The sequence below is a fragment of the Salipiger sp. PrR002 genome, assembly GCF_010500775.1.
GTDB lineage: Bacteria > Pseudomonadota > Alphaproteobacteria > Rhodobacterales > Rhodobacteraceae > Salipiger.
Window position 1 is genome coordinate 53906 of sequence record NZ_JAAGOU010000024.1, and the last position, 21689, is coordinate 75594.

The 21689-nt window shown below is 63.7% G+C and carries 23 protein-coding genes and 1 pseudogene; 11 read left to right on the forward strand and 13 right to left on the reverse strand.

Annotated elements, in window-relative coordinates; genetic code table 11:
- Positions 1-76: 76 nt before the first annotated feature.
- From G0A00_RS19465 to G0A00_RS19480, 4 genes are all read right to left on the reverse strand, one after another.
- Positions 77-1027, reverse strand: a complete 951-nt coding sequence (locus G0A00_RS19465; RefSeq protein WP_164183789.1) for an NAD(P)-dependent oxidoreductase — start codon at positions 1025-1027, stop codon at positions 77-79.
- Positions 1028-1052: 25 nt separating this feature from the next.
- A complete protein-coding gene (locus G0A00_RS19470) occupies positions 1053-2348 on the reverse strand; it encodes a TRAP transporter large permease (RefSeq protein WP_164183787.1) in 1296 nt (431 codons plus the stop codon).
- Positions 2345-2866 carry a TRAP transporter small permease gene (locus tag G0A00_RS19475; protein WP_164183785.1) on the reverse strand — a complete coding sequence of 174 codons (522 nt, stop codon included), beginning with the start codon at positions 2864-2866 and terminating at the stop codon, positions 2345-2347. The genes G0A00_RS19470 and G0A00_RS19475 overlap by 4 nt, the downstream gene beginning before the upstream one ends.
- A gap of 105 nt (positions 2867-2971) precedes the next feature.
- A complete protein-coding gene (locus G0A00_RS19480; RefSeq protein WP_164183783.1) occupies positions 2972-3949 on the reverse strand; it encodes a TRAP transporter substrate-binding protein in 978 nt (325 codons plus the stop codon).
- Positions 3950-4116: 167 nt separating this feature from the next.
- Between G0A00_RS19480 and G0A00_RS19485 the strand changes: the two genes are divergently transcribed.
- The 4 genes from G0A00_RS19485 to G0A00_RS19500 all read left to right on the forward strand — a co-directional run bounded on the left by G0A00_RS19485 (position 4117) and on the right by G0A00_RS19500 (position 7240).
- Complete coding sequence (locus tag G0A00_RS19485) at positions 4117-4830, forward strand: FCD domain-containing protein (RefSeq protein ID WP_164183781.1); 714 nt, start codon at positions 4117-4119, stop codon at positions 4828-4830.
- A 48-nt stretch (positions 4831-4878) separates the two neighbouring features.
- Entirely contained in the window at positions 4879-6129 is a 1251-nt protein-coding gene (gene otnK, locus G0A00_RS19490; RefSeq protein WP_164183779.1) for a 3-oxo-tetronate kinase, read from the forward strand.
- On the forward strand, positions 6126-6773 hold the full coding sequence (gene otnC, locus G0A00_RS19495; RefSeq protein WP_164183777.1) for a 3-oxo-tetronate 4-phosphate decarboxylase: 648 nt from the start codon (positions 6126-6128) through the stop codon (positions 6771-6773). Before otnK ends, otnC begins: the two co-directional genes overlap by 4 nt.
- Positions 6774-7045: 272 nt before the next feature.
- Positions 7046-7240 carry an MHC class I heavy chain gene (locus tag G0A00_RS19500; RefSeq protein ID WP_164183866.1) on the forward strand — a complete coding sequence of 65 codons (195 nt, stop codon included), beginning with the start codon at positions 7046-7048 and terminating at the stop codon, positions 7238-7240.
- A gap of 30 nt (positions 7241-7270) precedes the next feature.
- Here the strand turns inward: G0A00_RS19500 and G0A00_RS19505 are convergent, their stop codons facing one another.
- Positions 7271-8020 (reverse strand): hypothetical protein, encoded by a 750-nt coding sequence (locus tag G0A00_RS19505; protein WP_164183775.1) that lies wholly within the window; start codon positions 8018-8020, stop codon positions 7271-7273.
- A 400-nt stretch (positions 8021-8420) separates the two neighbouring features.
- Positions 8421-8522 (reverse strand): annotated as a pseudogene (locus G0A00_RS19510) (IS5/IS1182 family transposase); the annotation flags it as partial.
- 65 nt (positions 8523-8587) lie between these two features.
- Here G0A00_RS19510 and G0A00_RS19515 point away from each other — a divergent pair.
- Positions 8588-8788 carry a heavy-metal-associated domain-containing protein gene (locus G0A00_RS19515; protein ID WP_164183773.1) on the forward strand — a complete coding sequence of 67 codons (201 nt, stop codon included), beginning with the start codon at positions 8588-8590 and terminating at the stop codon, positions 8786-8788.
- A gap of 40 nt (positions 8789-8828) precedes the next feature.
- Here the strand turns inward: G0A00_RS19515 and G0A00_RS19520 are convergent, their stop codons facing one another.
- The 6 genes from G0A00_RS19520 to G0A00_RS19545 are packed head-to-tail and all read right to left on the reverse strand — an operon-like array spanning position 8829 to position 14647.
- On the reverse strand, positions 8829-9560 hold the full coding sequence (locus G0A00_RS19520; RefSeq protein WP_164183771.1) for a DsbA family protein: 732 nt from the start codon (positions 9558-9560) through the stop codon (positions 8829-8831).
- 1 nt (position 9561) lies between these two features.
- Complete coding sequence (locus G0A00_RS19525; protein WP_164183769.1) at positions 9562-10029, reverse strand: cytochrome c; 468 nt, start codon at positions 10027-10029, stop codon at positions 9562-9564.
- Positions 10026-12152, reverse strand: coding sequence for a multicopper oxidase domain-containing protein (locus tag G0A00_RS19530; RefSeq protein ID WP_164183767.1), 2127 nt, complete (start codon positions 12150-12152; stop codon positions 10026-10028). Before G0A00_RS19530 ends, G0A00_RS19525 begins: the two co-directional genes overlap by 4 nt.
- A gap of 55 nt (positions 12153-12207) precedes the next feature.
- Positions 12208-12522, reverse strand: a complete 315-nt coding sequence (locus G0A00_RS19535) for an SHOCT domain-containing protein (protein WP_235953202.1) — start codon at positions 12520-12522, stop codon at positions 12208-12210.
- Positions 12519-13928: an ATP-binding protein gene (locus tag G0A00_RS19540; protein WP_368667719.1), complete on the reverse strand. Its 1410-nt coding sequence runs from the start codon at positions 13926-13928 to the stop codon at positions 12519-12521. Before G0A00_RS19540 ends, G0A00_RS19535 begins: the two co-directional genes overlap by 4 nt.
- Positions 13925-14647: a response regulator gene (locus G0A00_RS19545; RefSeq protein ID WP_164183765.1), complete on the reverse strand. Its 723-nt coding sequence runs from the start codon at positions 14645-14647 to the stop codon at positions 13925-13927. Before G0A00_RS19545 ends, G0A00_RS19540 begins: the two co-directional genes overlap by 4 nt.
- 396 nt (positions 14648-15043) lie before the next feature.
- Between G0A00_RS19545 and G0A00_RS26895 the strand changes: the two genes are divergently transcribed.
- The 6 genes from G0A00_RS26895 (at position 15044) to G0A00_RS19575 (ending at position 20864) form a co-directional block, all read left to right on the forward strand.
- Entirely contained in the window at positions 15044-15523 is a 480-nt protein-coding gene (locus G0A00_RS26895; protein ID WP_235953200.1) for a calcium-binding protein, read from the forward strand.
- Between the two features lie 72 nt (positions 15524-15595).
- On the forward strand, positions 15596-15982 hold the full coding sequence (locus G0A00_RS19555; protein ID WP_164183763.1) for a DUF302 domain-containing protein: 387 nt from the start codon (positions 15596-15598) through the stop codon (positions 15980-15982).
- Positions 15983-15994: 12 nt separating this feature from the next.
- Positions 15995-16429 carry an ion channel gene (locus G0A00_RS19560; protein WP_164183762.1) on the forward strand — a complete coding sequence of 145 codons (435 nt, stop codon included), beginning with the start codon at positions 15995-15997 and terminating at the stop codon, positions 16427-16429.
- The gene (locus tag G0A00_RS19565) at positions 16426-17142 is read left to right on the forward strand and encodes a TVP38/TMEM64 family protein (RefSeq protein WP_164183760.1); all 717 of its coding nucleotides are present in this window, start codon (positions 16426-16428) and stop codon (positions 17140-17142) included. Before G0A00_RS19560 ends, G0A00_RS19565 begins: the two co-directional genes overlap by 4 nt.
- Positions 17139-18458, forward strand: a complete 1320-nt coding sequence (locus tag G0A00_RS19570; RefSeq protein WP_164183758.1) for an APC family permease — start codon at positions 17139-17141, stop codon at positions 18456-18458. The genes G0A00_RS19565 and G0A00_RS19570 overlap by 4 nt, the downstream gene beginning before the upstream one ends.
- A 51-nt stretch (positions 18459-18509) precedes the next feature.
- Positions 18510-20864 (forward strand): heavy metal translocating P-type ATPase, encoded by a 2355-nt coding sequence (locus G0A00_RS19575; protein WP_164183756.1) that lies wholly within the window; start codon positions 18510-18512, stop codon positions 20862-20864.
- Positions 20865-20906: 42 nt separating this feature from the next.
- Here G0A00_RS19575 and G0A00_RS19580 read toward each other — a convergent pair whose 3' ends face one another.
- Positions 20907-21062 (reverse strand): hypothetical protein, encoded by a 156-nt coding sequence (locus G0A00_RS19580; protein WP_164183755.1) that lies wholly within the window; start codon positions 21060-21062, stop codon positions 20907-20909.
- Between the last annotated feature and the right edge of the window lie 627 nt (positions 21063-21689).

Below are 21689 nucleotides of genomic sequence, written 5' to 3' on the forward strand. Positions count from 1 at the left end.
TAGCCACAACTTTAACGCAGCAACGCGACTTTCCTCGCCCCCGCGGCCCGATTGGGCCGCGGGGCCTGGGTTGGGATCAGCCGGTCTTGTCGAGCCACGCTTTGTAGTCGGCGAGCCCATCATTGATATCCGCATAGCGTGGCGCAAAGCCGAGGCGTTCACGTGCCTTGCCGATGTCGAGCGGCGCGCCGCGCGGCGTAAACGGTCCGGGCCCGAGTTCCATGCCGCTGTCCTTCCCGAGCAGCTTGGCGACTCGTTCCACGATGTCCCGGTGCTGATAAGCGACGCCGCAGGAGATATTCACCGCCTCGCCAGCCATGCCCTCGGCCTGAAGAAGCGCGATGATCCCCGCGGCGGTGTCCTCGACATGGGTCCAATCCAGTTGCTGATCGCCGCCATTCGGGGAGTGGATGCCCTCCATGCCGGCCAAGGGGCCGAACATCGCCTGATAAAGCGGGTGCATCACCTCTGGGCGCTTGCCGGGGCCATAGACAAAGTAGAGCCGCGCATTGCGCACGTCGAACCCGTAGGTGGCGCCGTACTGCGTGGCGAGCACCTCATTGGCGACCTTCGTGGCGCCATAAAGGTCAGTCACGGTGAAGGGCGTGTCTTCGGTCTGTCCGCCGGGCTGGTCGCCGTAGACCGCACCGGAGGAAAGGTTTACGAAATTCGGCACTCCTAGGATCCGGGCCACCTCGAGCGCGTTCAGAAGCCCGACTGTATTGATCGAAACATTCTTGAACGGGCGATCCTTAAAGGTCGGTCCGGCAATCACCGCGACACCAAAGATAATGGCATCGATACGGTTTTTGTATTTCAACGCCATTTCGAGCATTGTGTGCGCATCGAGCACATCGACGGCTTCAAGGGTGATCTTGTCACGCACCTGCTCGAGATAGTCGAGGCCAAGGCTGTCGAAGCGCGGGGCGCCCATGTCGAAGATAATCACCTCCTCGCCCTGGTCGATCAGTTTGCGCGCAACCCATGACCCGACATGTCCGAGCCCGCCGTAGATCAGAACAGCCATTTGTATCTCCTTTGTCTTGTCGTCGTCAGTGCAGCAGCAGTTGCGGCACAAGGGTCACCAGCCAAGGCAGGAAGGTGATTGCCAGAAGCATGCCGAACAGCGGGATGTAGAAGGGCAAAACCTCGCGCACGAGAGAGCCGAAGGGGATATCTGCGACCCTCGCCACAGTGAACAGCACTGTGCCCACCGGTGGCGTGACCAGCCCGATCATCAAATTGAAGATCATCATCACCCCGAAATGCACCGGATCGATGCCATATTGCTGGATCAACGGTGTCAGCAGCGGTGTCAGCAGGAACAGCGCAGGCACAGAGTCGATGAAACAGCCGATCACCAGTATGAAGAGGTTCAGCAACAGCAGCAGGATCAGCGGATTGTCGATATTGGCCGACAGGAACGCGGTGATGTCGGATGTGACCTGATAGCGAGCCAGTACCCACGAATAGATTGCCGAGCCGGCGATGATCAGAAGAAGCGCCGCGGTGTCGACAGCAGTCTCGCGGAAAATGCGCCAGAGCTCGCTGCCGCTCACTGTCCGGTAGACCGCCAGTGCGATCACCAGCGTGTAGACCAGAGCGACCGCAGAGGCTTCGGTCGGGGTAAACAGACCCGACAAGATGCCGACGATGATGATCACCGGGCTCAGCATCGGCAGAATGCCCCGGGTCAAGGCGCGACCGATCTCGGCGGCGCTGGCGCGGCGCGCGATGGGATACTGGCGCTTGGCCGAGATGTAGGCGACCAGCGCCATCATCCCGAGGCCCATCAGAAGCCCCGGCACGATTGAGCCGAGAAAGACATCCGCGATCGAGACCCCGGCGAGCGCGCCGTAGATCACCGCAGGGATTGACGGGGGAATGATGGGGCCAATGGTCGCTGACGAGGCGGTCACCGCTGCCGAGAAGCCCCGGTCGTATCCGTCCTTTTCCATGGCACGCATCTGCACCGGACCCAGACCACCGGCGTCGGCCACGGCCGATCCGGACATGCCGGCGAACAGCATGGACGAAAGCACGTTCACGTGACCCAACCCGCCGCGCATGTGGCCCACCATCGAGCGCGCCACGTCGAAAACGCGGTCGGAGATGCCTGAGGCATTCATCAGCCGTCCGATCAGCAGGAAGGCGGGAATCGCCAGTAATGTGAAGTTGTTGACGCCATAAAGCGTGCGCTGCGCGATCATGTCGAAGGGCACCGACTCGAGCCCCCCACGCGAGATCGCCAATACCAGTGTCGAGGCTCCGATCATCGAGAAGCCGACCGGCACGCCGATAAAGATGAACAGCAGTAGGCTGCCGAAGAGGGTAGCGAAAATAATCATATCTTGGCGCTCAGATCCGTGTGGTCGACGTGCTCCCAATCGGTGACGTCTTTCCACAGATCACGACACACCAAGAGAACGAGTAGGATGATCCCGAGACCCTGAACGCCATAAAGCGCGGCAAAGGGGACGGGCAGGGTGGAGGCCATGACGCTGGCGGTACGCTGCATCATCCCCCATGCGCCCCAGATCAGGCCAGCGGAGATCAGAAGGACGCAAATATGGCTGAGGATCTCGAAGATGCGGCGTGTCTGGCTGGGCAGCATTTCGAGCAGCACGATGATGCGGATTTGCTCGCCGTAGCGCTGTGCGATCGCGGCACCCAAAAAGATCTCGACGATGAAGAGATATCGCGAGGTTTCATCGGTCCATGGCACCCCCGCGCCGATTGCGTAGCGTGAGACAACTTGGATAAACATCACCGCGAGCATGCCGAGAAAGCTCAGCACCATCAGCGCTTCAACGAATGTCCAGAAAAACGACGCGGCTGAATTCCGCGACTGAGTGCTCAGCGGCATATGTTCCTCCCTGGCCCACAAAGGCCCTCACGTTCTTGCGCGGCCGGTAACGCATGGACCGGGCGCATGGGCAGCGGCAGGCACTAACGCGCCTGCCGGCCTTCTTCACTGAGCATCGACGAAGGACAGCACGTAATCCTGCACCTCAGGCGCAAGTTTCGCGGCCACCTCCTTAATGGCCGGGGTCGCCGCGGCGCGGAAGGCATCCTTGTCCACTTCGACGACGGTCATGCCGTTGGCGACGAGATCGTCGTAGAGCTCGGCCTGCATCTCGTCGGTGCGCTCGTCACCCCACGCGATCGCCTCGTCGATAACCCCCTGCACCATCTCGCGATCCTCGTCGGACAACGACTGGTAGAACTGGTCGCTCATCAGCCAGTGGAAGAAGGAATACACGTGCTCCGTCTTCATCACGTAGTCCTGCACTTCAAAGAGCTTGCCGGCGTGGATAAAATTCACCGGGTTCTCTTGTGCCTCGATGACGCCCGTCTGCAGTGACGTATAGACTTCGGGCCATGCGATTGGGCTCGGGCTGGCGCCAATCCCGGACCAGATGGTCACCCAAGGCGCGATCTCGGGAACACGAAGACGCAGACCCTCGACGCCCTCGGGGCTGGTGATTTCCTCGTTGGCTGTCAGGTTGCGCGGGTTGCGCTTCGACAGGCCCACCAGATGCATCTGACCATTGGCAACAAAGGCCTCCTTGATCGCCTCGCCGATATCGCCTTCGTAGACTGCCCGGGCTTCTTCGGTCGAGGAGTAAACAAAGGGTAGGTCGGACGCGGCGTAGTCAGGCGCGTAGAGCGTCATCGGCATCGAGCCACCCAGAGTGATCTGATATTCGCCGAAGCTGGTGCCTTCGAGCTGGTCACGCTCGCCGCCGACCTCGGTGCCCAGAAGCGTCACGGTGAACTCACCGTCAGAGCGCTCTTCAAGCAGCTCTTTCATCTTGCGACCGACGTCAAACATCAGATGCGTGGGATCGACGTGCATCGCGATGGCGATGTCCTCGGCCTGTGCGGCCATTGGTGCGCCGACCAGCGCGGTTGCGGTCATGAGGGATGCATAAATTGCACACTTCATCTTAATTCTCCTCCCGGTTCAAATCCAGCGGCCCAAGCACACATATGGCCTGATGGTCATATGGTATACTGGTCTGCCCAGTTGACCATGGAACAAGAAATGAGATAGTTCAAGAGGGAGAAGAGAAAGAGCCACAGTCCAGCTCCGAGCCGTAGGGAAACCGGGAAATGCATAAAGAAGAGACCACACGCCGGATCTCGAAGCCGCGCCGCATGAGCGAGGAGCTCGTGGAAATCCTCACAACCGACATCCGCAACGGGGTCTACGAAGAGGGTGATTCCCTTCCGTCCGAGCGCCACTTGGTCGAGGAATTTGGAGTTTCCCGGATCACTGTTCGCGAGGCGCTGGCGTCGCTGGAACGTTCGGGACTGATTGCTCAACACCCTGGAACGCGGGCAAAGGTGCGCATGCCCGACTCTGCCTCGGTGGTCGAGATGCTGTCCGGAGCGGCCACGCTGCAACTGGCGCAACCAGGCGGTGTGAAACACTTTCAGGACGTGCGAACGCTGGTCGAGACGGGGGTTGCGCAACTGGCGGCAGAGCGCATCAGCGATGCTCAGATCGCACATCTCAAAGAGCTTCTGGTCGAGAACGAGGTTAGCGTCGGCAATGTGGAACACTTCGCCCGCACCGATATCGCTTTTCACGACGCGATCGCCGCGGTGCTCGATAACCCTATGATCTCGGGCTTCTATCTAGCGGTTGACCGCTGGCTGTCGGATGTGCGCTGCACAACGCTGGCGCACGACGGCCAAATGGAGACGGCGTTTGCCGCCCATATCGCCATCTACAATGCGATTGAGGCGCGCGATCCAAAGGGCGCGCAGGAGGCAATGCGGAGCCATCTCGAACAGGTCAACCAAGTTTACGGCGACGGCTGATTTCGCGGGTCGCGCCAATTCCAATTTCAAAAACACAGGGAGAGAGCGATGCTGCTTGGCTGTATCGGCGATGACTTCACGGGATCCAGCGACCTTGCCAACACGTTGGCGCGGCAGGGCATGCAGGTGACCCAATACGCCGGAATTCCCGATCAGCCCGCCGAGGCGTCGGTGGAAGCTGGTGTCGTGGCCCTGAAATCGCGTACCATTCCCGCTGAAGAGGCGATCCAGCAGTCGCTTGCAGCGCTCGATTGGCTCAAGGCGCAAGGCTGCTCCCAGTTCCTTTTTAAGTATTGCTCGACCTTCGATTCCACGCCCCTAGGCAACATCGGCCCGGTCGCTGCTGCGCTTGCCGATGCGCTCGATGCGGGGAAGGTACTGGTATGCCCGGCATTTCCCGCTACAGGCCGAACGCTATATCAGGGGCATCTTTTCGTGCAGGATCGGCTGCTGAGCGAAAGCGGCATGGAAGATCACCCGCTCACCCCGATGAGTGATCCCGACATCCGGCGCTGGTTGTCCCGCCAAACTTCAATGGACGTGGGACTTATCGCCCATGCCGACGTGCGCATGGGCGTCGATGGCGTACGCGCCGCGCTGGATCGTGAGGATTCAGCCGGGTGTCGCCTCGTTGTCGCCGATGCCATCCGCGACGAGGACCTTCTTACCCTCGGCGAAGCGATTGCCGACCTGCCGTTGCTGACCGGAGGGTCGGGCATCGCGCTTGGCCTGCCTGAGAACTTCCGCCGCAAGGGTCTCATCTCGCGCTGCGAGCGGGGCTGGCGGGGCATATCCGGACCGGCGGTCGTACTATCGGGCTCCTGTTCGCGCGCAACGCGCAGTCAGGTTGCGCGGCACATCTCTCAGGGCGCTCCGGCGCTGCAAATCGCCGTCGAGGACATCCTGAACGGACAAAAGACGGTCGATTCAGTCTGCGCATGGGTCATGGCACAGGACGGTCTTCCACTGGTCTATTCGACCGCAGAGCCGGCGGAAGTACGCGCCACGCAAGAGCGGTTTGGCCGGGCCGCTTCTGCGGAAGCCGCCGAGGGCCTGATGGCGGGAGTAGCGCGGCGTCTGGTGGATCAGGGCTACCGGCGTGTTGTCGCAGCGGGGGGAGAGACGTCGGGCGCAGTGGTCGAGGCGCTGGATGTGACCGCGCTGGAGATCGGCCCCGAGATTGCTCCCGGCGCGCCAGCACTGCGCACGGGTGAGGTGGCGCTCGCGCTGAAGTCGGGCAATTTCGGAGATGCGGATTTCTTTGCCAAGGCGGTTGACCTGATGGAGCGCCCGGGATGAGCGAGCTTTCGGTGCTGCGTGAGCAGATCTGCACGCTGGCCAAATCCATTTATGACCGCGGTCTCACCGGCGGAGCGTCTGGCAATATTTCGGTGCGCCTTGATGACGGCGGGATTTTAGCAACGCCGACGGGGTCCTCCATGGGCACGCTCGATCCGGCGCGGCTGACGAGGCTCGATGCAAAAGGCCGGGTGATAAGCGGCGATGCCCCGACGAAAGAGATCCCACTGCATACTGCCTTCTACGACACCCGTAACCAGACAGGGGCGGTGGTGCACTTGCACTCGAGCCATTCGGTCGCCCTATCGATGCTGCCCGAGACCGATCCCGACAATGCCATTCCACCGCTTACCGCCTATTCTGTGATGCGGCTCGGGAAGGTCAAGCTGTTGCCCTTCTTCGTGCCGGGCGATCCTGCGATGGGCGCGGCGATCCGCGGTCTCGCGGGGAAGCGAAGCGCGGTGTTGCTGGCCAACCACGGGCCTGTGGTCGCGGGCAAGGATCTTGAAGCGGCAGTCTATGCCACCGAGGAACTCGAGGAAACTTCGCGCCTTGCCATTTTGACACGCGGCATGAAACCGATCGGGCTTACCGACGCCGAAGTAGCGGAAGTGGTTCGGACCTTCGGGATTGACTATGCATGAACTAAGGCCGATGGCGTCTAGGGAATATAGTATGTTACACACGTAACATAATTTCCCTTACGCGCCAAAGAACAAATATCGAACATTTGATTTGCCGCGCCGCACTTTGGGCATCTATTCACACTACAAGTCTTGGGCAGAAGCTAGCGCAATCTGCCTGAGGTTGAAATCTCCCCTTGCCGAGACTGGGCCCTATCGCCGACGGTGGAAGAAAGCAGAACACTGCTGCAGGCAAGACATCGAGCGACGGCATCACTGCGCTGGAGGAAGACATGTCAGCCGAATGGATAAACATTCAGATTATGGAATGCGAGGACGTGGTCGGCCGCGCCGTCACCGTGTTCAGGCAATCTGATGGAACCCACCAACGCTATGTGCTGGGTAACGGGTGCAAGGTCGAGGCGAACGCGGACGGCACCTTCGTCATCCCAGGGACCGCCACGGAATTGCGGGTCATGGGCATCTAGCGCAGTCTGCAGCGCGGGCCTGGGGCAAGGCTAGGCAGCTATCCTTTTCCGGGTTCGTGCTGCGAGTCCGCGCATGACCTGCTCGAAATCGCCCTCAGCAAAACGTGCGACCCCATTGTGGGCGGCGCAGACGGACTTCGTGCCGCGCCATCGCGCCCCAATTTCCTCGAGCCAGCGGCAGAACTTCTCTTCTGCACCGTCCTCGGCATTCATCGCCGCCCCTAGCGTGGGATGCAGGACGAGCCGCGGCACGTACCCCCGCAGAGCTCCTGGCACAGGAAGAACATTCAGCGTGTCGTCAACGTGCAGAGACCCGCTGGCCGGATGAAATGCCAAGAGCGAGCCCGCGTGCACCTTCTCATTTTCAGAGAAATACTGGATGCCCGCCGGCAGCGAAAACTGCAGGTCACGAGAATACCGATCCGCCACCGCCGCGCTTTCCACGCGCTCGGTTTCCCAAGGCACCGAGGTACAGACACGACGGTGTCGCTCGGAGCCGTAGAACTTCGCGGTCGGAAAATCTCGTGCCATGGCAGCGCAGTGCAGCGTGTGGAACGGGTGAAGATTGAGGACCGCTTCCACAAGACTGCCATCCTGGGTCAGCCCCATGACGAGCTCGCGGATTTCGCCATTCAACGTGTAGCTGTCCAGAAACACGAAACGGCCGCTCTGCAGCCGAACGACCGAGACCTGCGTCCCGATGTTGACGATCCCGGCCACCTTCATGGTGCAACGGATATTCCAGAAACCGCTCCCGAGATTGACCAACCTGCGCGTCATCGCTCTCCTCCCCTGTAAATCTGCGCGACCTCCCATCGCGATTTTCTTGCGGACGTAGCGCGATAGGCACCTTCGACGAGGCGTCGCATGATGCTTGACGCCTCAGGTGGCGAGGTCGTCGGTGCGGAGGAGGGCTGAGACCAGCTTGGCGCAACGGTCGCAAGACAAGGTCGGAAAACCAGAGTGCAACAGGGTGCCCTCGAGCACGCGGCGTTGATTTGGTTCCGACCCGCGAATACCATGCGGGCCTGCGGCATGACAATGGCCGCATCACGAGGCCGGATACATGTCAGCACCCGACACCGCGCCAAATTGCTCCCAAAACCCTCTTGCGCAAGGGGCGGGTATACATTTTGCACAAATTAGCTGATGACCGCAGGTCGCCTCTCCTCGGACACACTTATCCCAGGGTCACGGTGACCGGGATGCCGAGGGCAGTGAAGCGGTTCATGACCGCCGCACGGATCTGCACTTCGGCAGCCTGGCGGTCGATGTCGCGGGATTGTTGACCTTCCACCCGCTGGAATCCTCATATTAGCGGCGAAGCAAACGCAAGGAGACGTCGCAATGCAATTCAACGTGCCCGACATGAGCTGCGGCCACTGCACGGCCGCCATCGAGAAATCGGTTAAGGCCGCTGACCCCGGCGCCGATGTCGCCTGCGACCTAAACACGCACCGGGTCAGCATCGACAGCGTCCTCGCGCCGGAACAGCTGAGCGCGGCGATCAAGGACGCAGGCTACGACGCACAGCAGGTCAGCGCCTGACCATGGCCCGCGCCGGTCATCGCCGCCGAAGAGCTTACCGTCACTGCGACGAATCGCGTGCCTCGCTCACCAGATCGGAGAGACGCTCTTTCTCGACGAAGCCGGGCACGAGCGCGTTGCCAATGACGAAGGACGGCGTCCCATTGAACCCGAGCGCCTGCGTCAGCCGCATCGAGGTTTCAATGTGCTCAGCAACTTCCTGGCCCTCCATGTCCTGTCTCAGTTGATCCAGGTCCAGCCCGACGTCTTCGGCGACACGCATGACTGAGGCTTCGTTCGCGCGGCCATCAGTCGCCATCATCGCCCAGTGAAAGTCTTCGTATTTGCCTTGCGCACGGGCCGCGAGCGCCGCCTTGGCGGCAAAAACGGATCCTTCGCCGAGGATGGGCCATTCGCGGTAGACGAGCTGGACGTTCGGGTCTTCCTCGATCAGGGCCCGGATCTCCACTTTTGCGCGGCGGCAATAGGGGCAGTTGTAGTCGAAGAACTCCACCACGGTCACATCGCCGTCCGGGTTGCCGAGTACGGGCGCGTTCGGATCACGCTCGATCAGGTCTCGCTGGTTGCGCAGCACGTCCGCCTCGTTCTGGGCCTGGGCATCCGCCTGCCTCTGTTCGAGCAGCGCGACCGCCTCCATGATGATCTCGGGGTTCTCGCGTATCGCCTCGAGGACCAGTTCCTTGACCCGCGCCTCGTCAAGCTCCTGAGAGAGCGCAGGGATCGGCAGCAGAGCTGCCATCGCCAGCGCAAGGATCGGTTTCTTCAGCGTCATTTCAGTCCGCTCCATTGTCCGCTTTCGTTCGTCCTGCCTGGGCTTGTTTCACGTCTTCGGACCAGGTCGACCTGATGTAACCCAGAATGTTCCGGATCTGTTGATCCGTCAGGCTGTCACCGAAACCCGGCATGCCACTGTCGAATTCCATGCCCTGCTGCGCCATCAGGCCCTCTCCGCCCAGCTTGATGTAGTCGAACAGCACGTTGTCGGGGTGGTGCCAGGTGTGGCCGGTCTCGTCATGCGGCGGCGCCGGCAGACGCCCATCGGGGCCGGGGGAGCGCCAGTCGGGCTGGCCCTCAAGCTCGGCCCCGTGGCAGGAGGCGCAGTTCGCGGCGTAGAGCGCCTTGCCTTCGGCGATGTCCATCGGCGCCGCAGAGGCATTCTCGGTCGTCCCCTGTCTGAAGACGAACCAGAAGCCCGCAGCCGCAAGAACCGCGAAGACTGTCCCGATGACAACGTCCCTCATGCGACCCGCACCCATGTCGTCATGCCTGAGGCCGCGTGACCGAGCATGTGGCAGTGGAACAGCCAGTCGCCGGGATTGTCGACGGTGAAGGTGATCTCGCGCGTCTCCCTGCCGCCAACAAGGATCGTGTCCCGCAGCGGTCCCAACGCGCCGTCCTCCGACACCTCCCGGAAATGCATGCCGTGCAGGTGCATGGCGTGCGGAAAAACGGTGTCGTTGACGATCACCAGCCGCACGGGCTCGCCCAGCCCCAAGTCGGCCAGCGGAGTATCTGTCATCTCTGCCACGCCGTTGAATGCCCAGAACCGACCCGCGGCCGCCAATTCGCGGAAACCCATGCGTTCGCCCTTCAGGATGGCGGAGTCCATGCGCCCCATCGCGCCGCCCGACATGACGAGCCGCAGCGGAGTCGCCCCGGCCAGGTCCGGCAGATCCATCTTCGGGTTCGGCGGCAGGGCCACGGGCACCGCGCGCCGCGTCTGGCTGGCCGTACCCGACACAGTGAAAACGACCTGCGAAAAATTCTCGCCGACATCGACCAGGTCTGCCGTTTCCCCTTCTTCTGCCAAAACGTCGACGATCAGGTCGGTCCGCTGTGCCGGGCCAAGGACAAGGACATCCTCCACCGGGGCTGGCGAGGCGAGCGGCATCCCGTCCAGGGCCACGATCCAGCCCTCCAGCCCCGACAACTTCAGCTGGAAAATCCGGGCGTTCGATGCGTTGATCAGCCGAAGACGCAGCCGCTCGTGCCGTCGCACTGGCAGCGTGAGATTGTAGCGCCCGTTGGTGGTGACGTAATTCCCGGTGCGCCCGCTGTGGCTCATCATCATGGGATGGTCGAAACTGTCGTCGATCTGGCCGGTCTCGGGATTCAGCAACCAGTCGTCGAGAACGAGCACCTCTTCGCGATCGACATCCGGCGCCTCGGCCTCGTCGACGATCAGCGGTCCATGCAGCCCGCGTGCCACCTGTTCCCAGGACCTGTTGTGCGCGTGATACCAGTAGGTCCCGGCATCCGGCGTCACGAAATCGTAGTCGAAGGTGCCGCCTGGCGCGACGGCGTCCTGCGTCAGGCCTGACACCCCGTCCATCGCATTGTCGATGCGGATCCCGTGCCAGTGGATCGAACTGGCCTGCGGCAGGTCGTTGACAAAGCGCCGGCGCAGGCGCTGGCCCTGCCCCACCCGGATCTCGCGTCCCGGGATGGTGCCGCCATAGCCCCAGACCTCGGTCTGCGGGTAACTGTCGGGCAGCAATTGAAGCCGAGCGACCTGCGCCGAGAGTTCGGGAATATCCTCGGCGGCGAAGAGCCCACGCGGGAGGCCCGCGCCAAGCCCAGCAAGTCCGGCCAGTTTCAGGGCGTCACGCCTTGTGGGTCTCATCAGTTCATTCCTTTCAGAGCGGGGCCAATGGCCTCGCCGTTTTCTCAGTCGATCGGGGTCTTCCGCTCTGCGGACTCCCCTTCTTCCTTCACGATGTCCTCGACCCCCCCCTACCTCCGCGTCGAACAGGTAGATCGCCATCGCGTCGCGATCCTGTGGAGACAGGAACCGCGTGCCTTCGCGGACGACCTCGGCCATGCTGCCGCCAAAATAGAGCAAGGGCGGATGCATCGCGAGCCCCACGTCCTGCAGCAAGGGATTGAGGTCGCTGCCGTCCGCGGGAGGCGGCGATACGCGGTCGAACGGATTGGAGGTGAACAGCAGGAAAGACAGGAACCCGACGCTGATCCAGGCCCGCACGGACAGCGTGCGCGCCTTCGTGGCCGCCGGGATGTTCGATCCCAGCACGGCCACGCCGGCACCGAATACCGTCAGGATCAGCACCCAAAGCAGCAACGAGCCTTCGTGACTGCCCCAAGTCCCCGCGATCTTGAACAGCAACGGCTTCAGGGAATGCGAGTTCTCCGCCACGTTCCTGACGGTGAAATCGCTGACCACGAATGACCGCATCAGCGCCGCGAGGGCCACTCCGACGAAAAACACCTGCCTGATCGCGGAAGATCGGGCAGACTGCATCCGCCGCACGTTGCCGTGCGAGGCTCCGAGGATTGGCAGGACGCTCTGGACCACGGCGAGGGATAAGGCCAACGCGAGGGCGAAATGCCCGATTTCGGGTATCATGATGTCTGTCCCTCTGTCTGTCTTTCACTGGTCCTGATGCGTCCCGCCTCGCGCCTCACTCGTCGAGCGCGGCCTTGCGGCGGCGGTATTCCTCTTCATCGATTTCGCCCTTGGCGAGCCGCTCGCGCAGGATGTCGAGCGCGTCGGGGGACCGCTTGCCGCCGGTGCCGCTGCTGTCGCGCAGCCAGTGAACCGCCAGCACGATCAGGGCGATGATCACGCCCCAGAAGACCAGCATCATCAGGCCGCCGAAGACGCCATAGCCGCCGCCCCACATCATGTGCCCGTCCCATGAGCCGTCGGGATCGGCCAGGGCCGTCGAGGCGGCAAGGCTCGCAAGGGCGGTCATGCTCCAGAGTTTGAAGGTCATCGTTCTCTCCTTTCTTCAGGTGGTTTCGGGGCGAGCGGGATCGAGACCGCCGCGCGCAGCCCGCCGGTTTCCCGATTTCCAAGGGTGATGTCGCCGCCATGCGCCTGGACGATTGTCCGCGCGATCGACAGTCCCAGGCCGTGCCCCCCGGTTTCGCGCGAGCGCGACTCCTCGATCCGGTAGAAGGGGTCGAAGACCTTCTCGAGCTTGTCCTGCGGAATTCCGGGACCATCGTCCTCGACCGTCACCACGAGGGTATCGCCGTGGTGATACCAACCGACCGTGGCGCCGCCCCCGTAGCGGCTGGCGTTCTCGATCACGTTGCGCAGCGCCCGCCGCATCGCGTTCGGCCGCAGGCGCGCTTCGATCCGGGGGCCCGCGTCGATGGCGAACCCGCCGGGCATGTCCGCGCACAGGGCCTCGAGGTAGTCGTGCAGATCGACGGTCTCGGGCTGCTCGGACCCGGTCAGCCCGCGCGCGAAGGTCAGCGTCGCATCCACCATACCCTGCATCTCCTCGACCGAGGCGACGAGACTGTCGCGCGTCTCGGTGTCGTCGGCCATCTCGGCCCGCACGCGCATGGCGGTCAGCGGCGAGCGGAGGTCATGCCCCAGTGCGGCCAGCATCCGCGTCCTGTCGCCCACAAATCGCGTCAGGCGATCCTGCATGCGGTTGAGGGCCCCGGTCAGGTCACGCACTTCGGTCGGCCCAGCAGCGGGAAGCGCGGCCACATTCTCACCTCTACCAAGGCTATCGGCCGCCCGGGCCAGCCGCCGCAACGGGCCGGTCAGGCGCGTCATGACGAACCAGATCACCACGACCAGCAGCAGCCCCGCCGAGATGGCGAAGGTCAGCATCGAATAGCGTGGCCACTGTATCGGCGGACGCTCGAACCGGGTGCCCACGTTGAGCCACTGGCCGCCCCGGATGGCGATGGAGAGGTTCATCTCGACCGCCGTCAATTCGCCCCGCATCATCGCCATGTGCATGTCGGTCATCTCGCGCGACAGGTTCGGCAGCGGCATCAGCTCGCCTTCGACCTGGTGCAGTTCCACACGGATGTCGCGGCTGTAGCTGTCGTCGAGCAAGGTCCGGATCCGGGCTTCGACAAGTCCGCCATCGGAATGATCCGTATGCTGAACCGACGCGGTCTCGGACAAATCGAAGCGCACCAGCGGCGAATTCGCGGCCCTGACGATCGAGGGGTGCAGTTCGGCGGGCGCCTCCTCGATCAGCCGCGCCACGTTCGCCGCCCGGCCCGCCGCCTCGAACCCCAGGGCGGCGCGGATTGCAAGGCTCCGCTCATCGGCAAACAGAAACAGGCTGACCAGTTGGGCCGCGACAAGTGCCGCTACGACAAGCAGGATCAACTGGACCCGCATTGAATTCAGATGTAGCGAGATCACCCCTCTTCCTCCACGTCGGTGCCCAGGCAATACCCGCCGTTGCGCACCGTCCGGATAATTCTCGGACGCAAGACATCGGGCTCGATCTTGCGGCGCAGGCGGCTGATCTGGTTGTCGATAGTGCGGTCGAGCGGGCCTGCCGTGCGGCCCGCAGTCAGGTCGAGCAATTGATCGCGGCTCAGCACCATCCGCGGGCGCTCGAGCAGAACTATCAGCAGCCGGAATTCAGAGTCGGTTAGAGATATCTCTCCCTGATCGTCATCGATGAGGATTTGCCGGTCGGTGTCGAGGACCAGATGCTCAAACCGGACCTTCCGGCCCGCCAACCGCCCGGCCAGCGGCTCCTCCCGGTTGCTCCGTCGCAGGATGGATCTGATCCGGGCCAGAAGTTCGCGAGGGTTGAAAGGCTTGGCGAGGTAATCGTCCGCGCCGAGTTCCAGCCCAGCGATGCGGTCAGCATCCTCGCCGAGCGCTGTTAGCATGATGATCGGTACCGCGCCCTCGGCCGCAAGCCTCCGGCAGACCGAGAGACCGTCCTCGCCGGGCATCATCACGTCCAGCACGACAAGATCGAAATGCCCGCCCGCAAGCCTCGCATCCATTTCGGCGGCGTCCTTTGCCGAGGTCGCGCGCATCCCATTCTTTTCCAGGTATCGCGTCACGCTCTCGCGGATCTGCGCATGGTCGTCGACGACAAGGATATGTGGCAGGGGTCCCATGCCTCCGTCCTACCGGAATGGAGTATCCGGTTTCAGCAACGGATTTGTAGCGGATTGTATCAGGCAGTCTGAATAGCTCCGTGTATCGTGGACGCCTTCTTTGCTAATTTTGAGGCAAGGAGGCCATGATGAGCAGCAGCAGACACTGAGACACGAATGCGTCTAAGAAGCGCGGGGCTATTCAGTCGCTTTGCGACAGACCGTTACAATTCCGATAATGCGGAGACATTCAATTCCGCGCAAACATTCCCACGTCATGGGTGGCAACCCATACAACAGGAGGAATCCATGCGAACAGTCGCAAGAACAGCAAGCATTCTCGCAATCTCCGTGCTGACCGCGGGAGCAGCTTTGGCCGACACCGGTCATCACGGTAAAGATGCCGCCGGACCTCGAGTGAGCCGCGACGCCATGCCAATGGGCGTCGACCGGCACGAGATGATGCAGGGCATGATGCAGATGCACGGCTCGGGCGTAATGGGCCCGGGAATGGGCGTCATGGGTGGGGCCGGAATGGGCGGCATGTCCATGATGGACCGCGACATGATGCAGATGATGATGGGCCCGGCCATGATGGACGGCATGACCGGCCCGATGATGCTGTCGCGCCTCGAGGAATACGACGCCGACGGGGATGGCGCGCTGGACCTCGACGAGTTTGCTTCCTGGCACGCCGCGATGCTCCGCGAGTCGATGGTCGACCGCTTCCAGCATCTCGACGCGGACGGGGATGGCGCGATCACGTCCAAGGAAATGAACGCTCTCGCCGGCCGGATGAACCGCATGCGCGCGGGCGACGAAGACGACCGCTCGATGATGCGCGACGGAGACATGGAAGGCCGCCCGATGATGCGGGACATGCCGGACCAGAACTGAATCGGTGACATCGCGTTGTATAGGGGCCCGGTCGCTCTAACCGGGCCCGACCATTGGGAGAGGAGTAGTTCCATGAGCTACACGCACGACCGCCTACTGAAAGACGTCCCTATCGACGATGCCGAGGCGCGCCTCCGCGCATCGCTCTCGGATGCCGGCTTCGGCGTCCTGACGGAGATCGACGTCAAGGAGACGATGAAGAAGAAGATCGGCGCCGAAATGGACGGCTACCGCATCCTCGGTGCCTGCAACCCGAAGATGGCCTACGAGGCGATCGGGATCGAGCCCCGCGTCGGCGCCATGCTGCCCTGCAACGTGATCCTGCGCGAGACCGATGGCGGGACCGAGATCTGCGCGATCGACCCCGTCGCCTCGATGACGGCCATCGACAATGACGACCTGCACGCCGTCGCCGGGAAGGTGCGCGATATGCTGGTCGATGCCGTCGACGCCGCCTGAACCCGTCTGGTCATGACGCTTGCCGCGATTGCCATCGGTGTGGGCCTCATCGTCCTCGTGGGCCTTGTCCACCACTACGCGCTCTACTCCCTGGGACGGGCGGCGCCGCGGCCGGATTCCAGCTCGACGCTGGCGATACAGTCGATCTTTATCGGTCTGCTGCTTTTGCACGTCGCCGAGATCCTGGTCCTCGCCGCCGCGAACCGGTGGCTGCTTGGCTGGGACGGCTTGGGCGGGCCCGCCTCCACCCCGCTGTCCTGGGCCGACCTCATTTACCTGACCGGGGTGAATTTCACCACGCTGGGCTACACGCAGATCGAGCTCGTCGGTGACATCAGGATCGTGACCATGCTGCAATCCCTGGGCGGCTTCATGATCCTGACGTGGTCGGCCACCTACCTCTTCACCGTGTGCCAGAGGAGCTGGCAACGCGCCGAGAACGAATGACGGAAGCCACGGGAAAGCGGACACTCAGGATCGTCGCGGCGGGCGCCGGGGTCCTGCTGCTGGCCGCCTTGGTCGTGGCTTGGCTGACCGGGGGGCCGCCCGATGGCCTCCACCGGGCGACCGTCGCCCTCTGGGTGGCGAGCGCCGGACCGTGGGGCCCGCTTGCCGTGATCGGCCTGATGACGGCGGCGGTCGTGGCCAGCCCGCTGCCCAGTGCGCCGATCGCGCTCGCCGCCGGGGCGGCCTACGGGCATTACGCGGGCGCGGCCTATGTCGCGCTCGGCTCCGAGGCAGGTGCACTCTTGGCCTTTCTCATCGCACGCGGGGTCGGCCGCGGCGCGGTCGAACGCATGCTCGGTGACAAGCGCGACTACGGCCTGCTCGGCTCGCAGAACGCGCTGACGCTGACCGTCTTCGTCAGCCGACTGTTGCCCTTCGTGTCCTTCGACGCGATGAGCTATGCCGCCGGGCTGAGCCGCCTGCACTTCTGGCGCTTCGCGCTGGCCACCCTGGCCGGGATCCTGCCGGCAAGCTTCGTGCTCGCGCATTTCGGGAGCCTGGCCATGGAGGGTGATTTCGGCACGGCGGAGTGGATCGCCCTCGGCCTCGGGCTGCTGACCGCGGTGCCGCTCGTGCTGATGGCCCTGCGCGGCGGAACGGGAGCGAGCCGACGGCAGACTGAACGGACACAGGACAAGGAACGCATTGAATGAGCTCCGACTATCGGAAAGACAGTATCACGCTTCTCGACGCCATCGCCATGGGCACCGGCGTGATGATCGGCGCCGGCATCCTTGCGCTTACCGGCCAGATCGCCGACCTGGCCGGCCCGCTCTTTCCCTTCGCCTTCATCGCCGGCGCGGTCGTGACCGCCTTCAGCACCTACACCTACGTCAAGATGTCGAACGCCTACCCCTCGGCGGGCGGAATCGGGATGATCCTGCAGAAGGCCTACGGGCCGACAACCGTCGCTGCCGGTGCCGCCCTGCTCATGGCGTTGTCGATGGTGATCAACGAAAGCCTCGTGGCACGAACCTTTGCCAACTACCTGCTCCGCGGGCTCGACATGCCGCGCGACACATGGATGGTGCCCGCGATCGGTGTCGGCGTGATCTTCTTCGCGTGGCTCGTCAACATCTCGGGGAACCGTTCGGTCGGGTGGCTCTCGGTCCTGATGGCCGCCCTCAAGGTCGGCGGCATCACGCTCTTCGGCGCGGCGGCGCTCTGGGCCGGCGGGTTCAGCTTCGAGGCCACGGGCCGCGGCGGCGAAACGACCGGGGCCGCCGGCTTCGTCGCCTCGATGGCGCTGGCCATCCTCGCCTTCAAGGGCTTCACCACCATCACCAACAGCGGCGCCGAGATAACCAAGCCGCACCGCAACGTCGGCCGCGCCATCGTCATCTCCATCGCGGTCTGCACGCTGGTCTACCTGCTGGTCGCCTTCGCCGTCGGCAGCAGTCTGCCGCTCGACCGGATCGTCGAAGCCAGGGACTATGCGCTGGCCGAGGCCGCCGAGCCCACGCTCGGGCGCACCGGCTTCTACCTCACCGTTGCGCTCGCGCTTGTTGCCACGGCCTCGGGCCTGATCGCGAGCGTCTTTGCCGTGTCGCGAATGCTGGCGATGCTCACCGACATGAAGATGATCCCGCACAGCCATTTCGGGATGCCCGGCATCATCCGCGACCACACGCTGGTCTACACGGTGGTGATCGCCTCGCTGCTGACGGTCTTCTTTGACCTCAGCCGCATCGCCTCGCTCGGGGCGATCTTCTACCTGGTCATGGACATCCTCATCCACTGGGGCGTCTTCCGGAACCTGCGCAAGGAAGTCGGCGCCCGCGGCTGGATCCTGCTGACGGCCATCGGGCTCGACGCCGTGGTGCTTGCTGCTTTCTCGGCAATGAAATGGCAGGCAGATCCATCCATCGTGCTGATCGCCGTCGCCGGGATGGCCGTGGTCTTCGTCTTCGAGCACGTCTTCCTGCGGCTGCGCCCGCCGCCGTGTCATCACCATCAACATGGCACTTGACCCTCCAGTGACTGGAAGCCCTATGTGATGCCGTATGAGAAGGAGACGGTCATGTCCGAACACGCCAAACACCACCATCACTCTCATCACGACCACAACGCGCCGATCCGCGAAGGCGCACAGACCGCGTCGGACCCGGTCTGCGGCATGACTGTAGAGGTCAAAGACGACACCCGAAACACGGAGTTCGGCGGCGAGATCTATTATTTCTGCTCCGAGGGCTGCGAGGAAAAGTTCAAGGCCGACCCCTGGTTCTACGCCTCGGGCAACGCCGACAAGGCGGGGCAGCAGGTCCAGCCGGGCACGCAGTGGACCTGCCCGATGCACCCCGAGATCGTGCGGGACGAACCCGGCGCCTGTCCGATCTGCGGCATGGCGCTGGAGCCCATGGTGCCCACCGACGAGCCTTCCGAGGAGCTGACCGATTTCACCCGCCGCATGTGGATCAGCGCGGCGGCGGCCGTGCCGCTCATCATCCTGACCATGGGCGAGCTGGTGGGCCTGCCGTTGCGCGACTGGCTCGGCCACCGCATCGCCACCTACATCGAGTTCCTGCTGGCCACGCCCATCGTTCTCTGGGCGGCGCTGCCGTTCTTCAGGCGCGGTCTCGACTCGTTCCGCAACATGTCGCCCAACATGTGGACGCTGATCTCGCTCGGCGTCGGCGCGGCCTATGTCTACTCGCTCTTCGCCACCTTCCTGCCCGGCGTCTTCCCCGAGGTTTACCGCATGGGCGAAGGCGTCGGCACCTATTTCGAGGCCTCGGTCGTGATCGTGGCGCTGATCTTCGTGGGTCAGGTGCTCGAGCTGCGCGCCCGCGAACGCACCGGCGACGCGATCCGCGCGCTGCTGGACCTCGCGCCCAAGACCGCGCGGCGCATCCTGCCGGACGGAACCGAATACGACGCCCCGCTCGAGAACGTGGTCGCGGGCGACATGCTGCGCGTCCGCCCCGGCGACAGCATCCCCGTGGATGCCGAGGTCCTCGAGGGCCGGTCCTCGGTCGACGAAAGCATGATCACCGGCGAGCCGGTCCCGGTCGAGAAGACCGACGGCGACCGCGTCACCGGCGGCACGATCAACAGGAACGGCACGCTGTCGATCCGCGCGACGCAGGTGGGCGCCGACACGGTGCTGGCTCAGATCGTCGACATGGTCGCGGGCGCCCGCCGGTCGCGCGCGCCGATCCAGGGCCTCGCCGACCGCGTGTCCGCGATCTTCGTGCCCACCGTGGTCGGTATCGCGGTGCTCGCCTTCTTCACCTGGCTGGCATTCGGTCCGGACCCCGCACTTGCCTTCGCCATCGCCTCGGCGGTCTCGGTTCTCATCATCGCCTGCCCCTGCGCGCTCGGGCTCGCGACGCCGATCTCGATCACCACGGCCGCCGGGCGCGGCGCGCAGGCGGGCGTGCTGATCAAGGACGCCGAGGCGCTCGAGCGCATGGCGCGGGTCGACACCGTGATTGTCGACAAGACCGGCACATTGACGATGGGGCGGCCCAGGCTAACGGACGTGATCGCGCTCGCCGACGAGGACGATTCCGAGGTGCTGGCCCTCGCCGCCGCTCTGGAGCGCGGCTCCGAGCACCCGCTGGCCGAGGCTATCGTTCAGGGCGCGCAGGAAAGGGGTGCGCCGCGCCACAACTCCACAGACTTCGATGCGGTGACCGGCAAAGGCGTGACCGGCCGCGTCTCGGGCCGAGACGTGGCGCTTGGCAACCCCGCCCTAATGCAGGCACTAAAAATCGACACGTCCGCCGCCGACAAAACCGCAGATGCGCTCCGCGCCGACGGCAAGACCGCGATGTATGTTGTCGTGGACGGAAGGCTTGCGGGCCTCGTCGCGGTGGCCGATCCGATCAAGGACACGACAGAGGGCGCGATCCGCGAGCTGCATGCGCTCGGCCTGCGGGTCATCATGGCGACCGGCGACAACCAGCGCACCGCAGAGGCCGTGGCGCACCATCTCGGGATCGACGAGGTGCGTGCAGGCGTCCTGCCCGAGGACAAGAAGGCACTCGTTGAGGAGTTGCGCGCGCAGGGCGCCTACATCGCAATGGCGGGCGACGGGGTCAACGACGCGCCCGCCCTCGCGGCGGCGGATGTCGGCATCGCCATGGGCACGGGCGCGGACGTGGCGGTGGAGAGCGCCGGGATCACGCTGCTTGGCGGCGATCTTGTCGGCATCGTCCGCGCCCGCAAACTGGCCACCGCGACGCTGCGCAACATCAAGCAGAACCTGTTCTTCGCCTTCGCCTACAACGCGGCGGGCGTGCCGATCGCGGCGGGGATACTCTATCCGTTCATCGGGCTGCTGCTGTCGCCGATGATCGCGGCGGCGGCGATGAGCCTGTCTTCGGTCTCGGTCATCACGAACGCGCTCCGCCTGCGCCGCATCGGGCTCTGACAGTCAGGGCGAGTGCCGCGCCCCCCGGCGCTCGCCCGCATTTCACTCGGTCTGGCGCAGGCAGAGCTGATCGAAATCCTTCTTTGGCACCGGGGCGGGAAGGACGAAAAAATGCTCGGAAGCCAGAAGGGCCTGCGCGGAGACCGGCGTCTCCGTCTCGCCTATGCTCCAGAAGCCACCATGTGCGATCATGGCCATTGACCCCGGCCCGTCCGAAGAGAAGCTCTCTAGCGAAAATTGAGCGATGTCCTGCTCCCGCCGGCATTCGTCGCTGCATGCCTAACCCGATACCGAAGGCCTTCGGGCTGCGGCCGCCGCCGTCGGAGAGCCGCACGCCCTCATCGTAACTGCGATCACGCACGAGCTCGCCACATTCACTTATGCTTCTTGCTCGGCGCAACGGTATGCGGAGGAGACGACGTTGGTGAAAAGCGTGAAATCCCTCCCAGTATCGGGCGGAGTTCTGCCTTGCCCTTCTAGGGTTTGCGTAGGGTACAAACTTTCCGGCTGGGACGGGACTTCACTGTCGGGTTGGGGCTTGCACCACGGGTTGGCGACATAGAAAAAATCAGGCTTGAGGAGCGCAAAAGCAGGTCATCCTTTTATGCGCCTGAACCCGCCTGGAAAGGATAGCTCGAGCAGCGGGTATTGGCTTGAGATCAGCACCGGCAAGCTAGGGCATGAGGAGGAGTTGGTGAAACCTCCCGCCCATCCTAGCCCTGATCGGAGGCGCTGACGTCAAGCCGCTTGGGATGCAGCACGACGCGTGCGCCCATCGGAACCTGGTCATAAAGCTGGGTGATCTGGTCGTTTATCAGGCCAGCA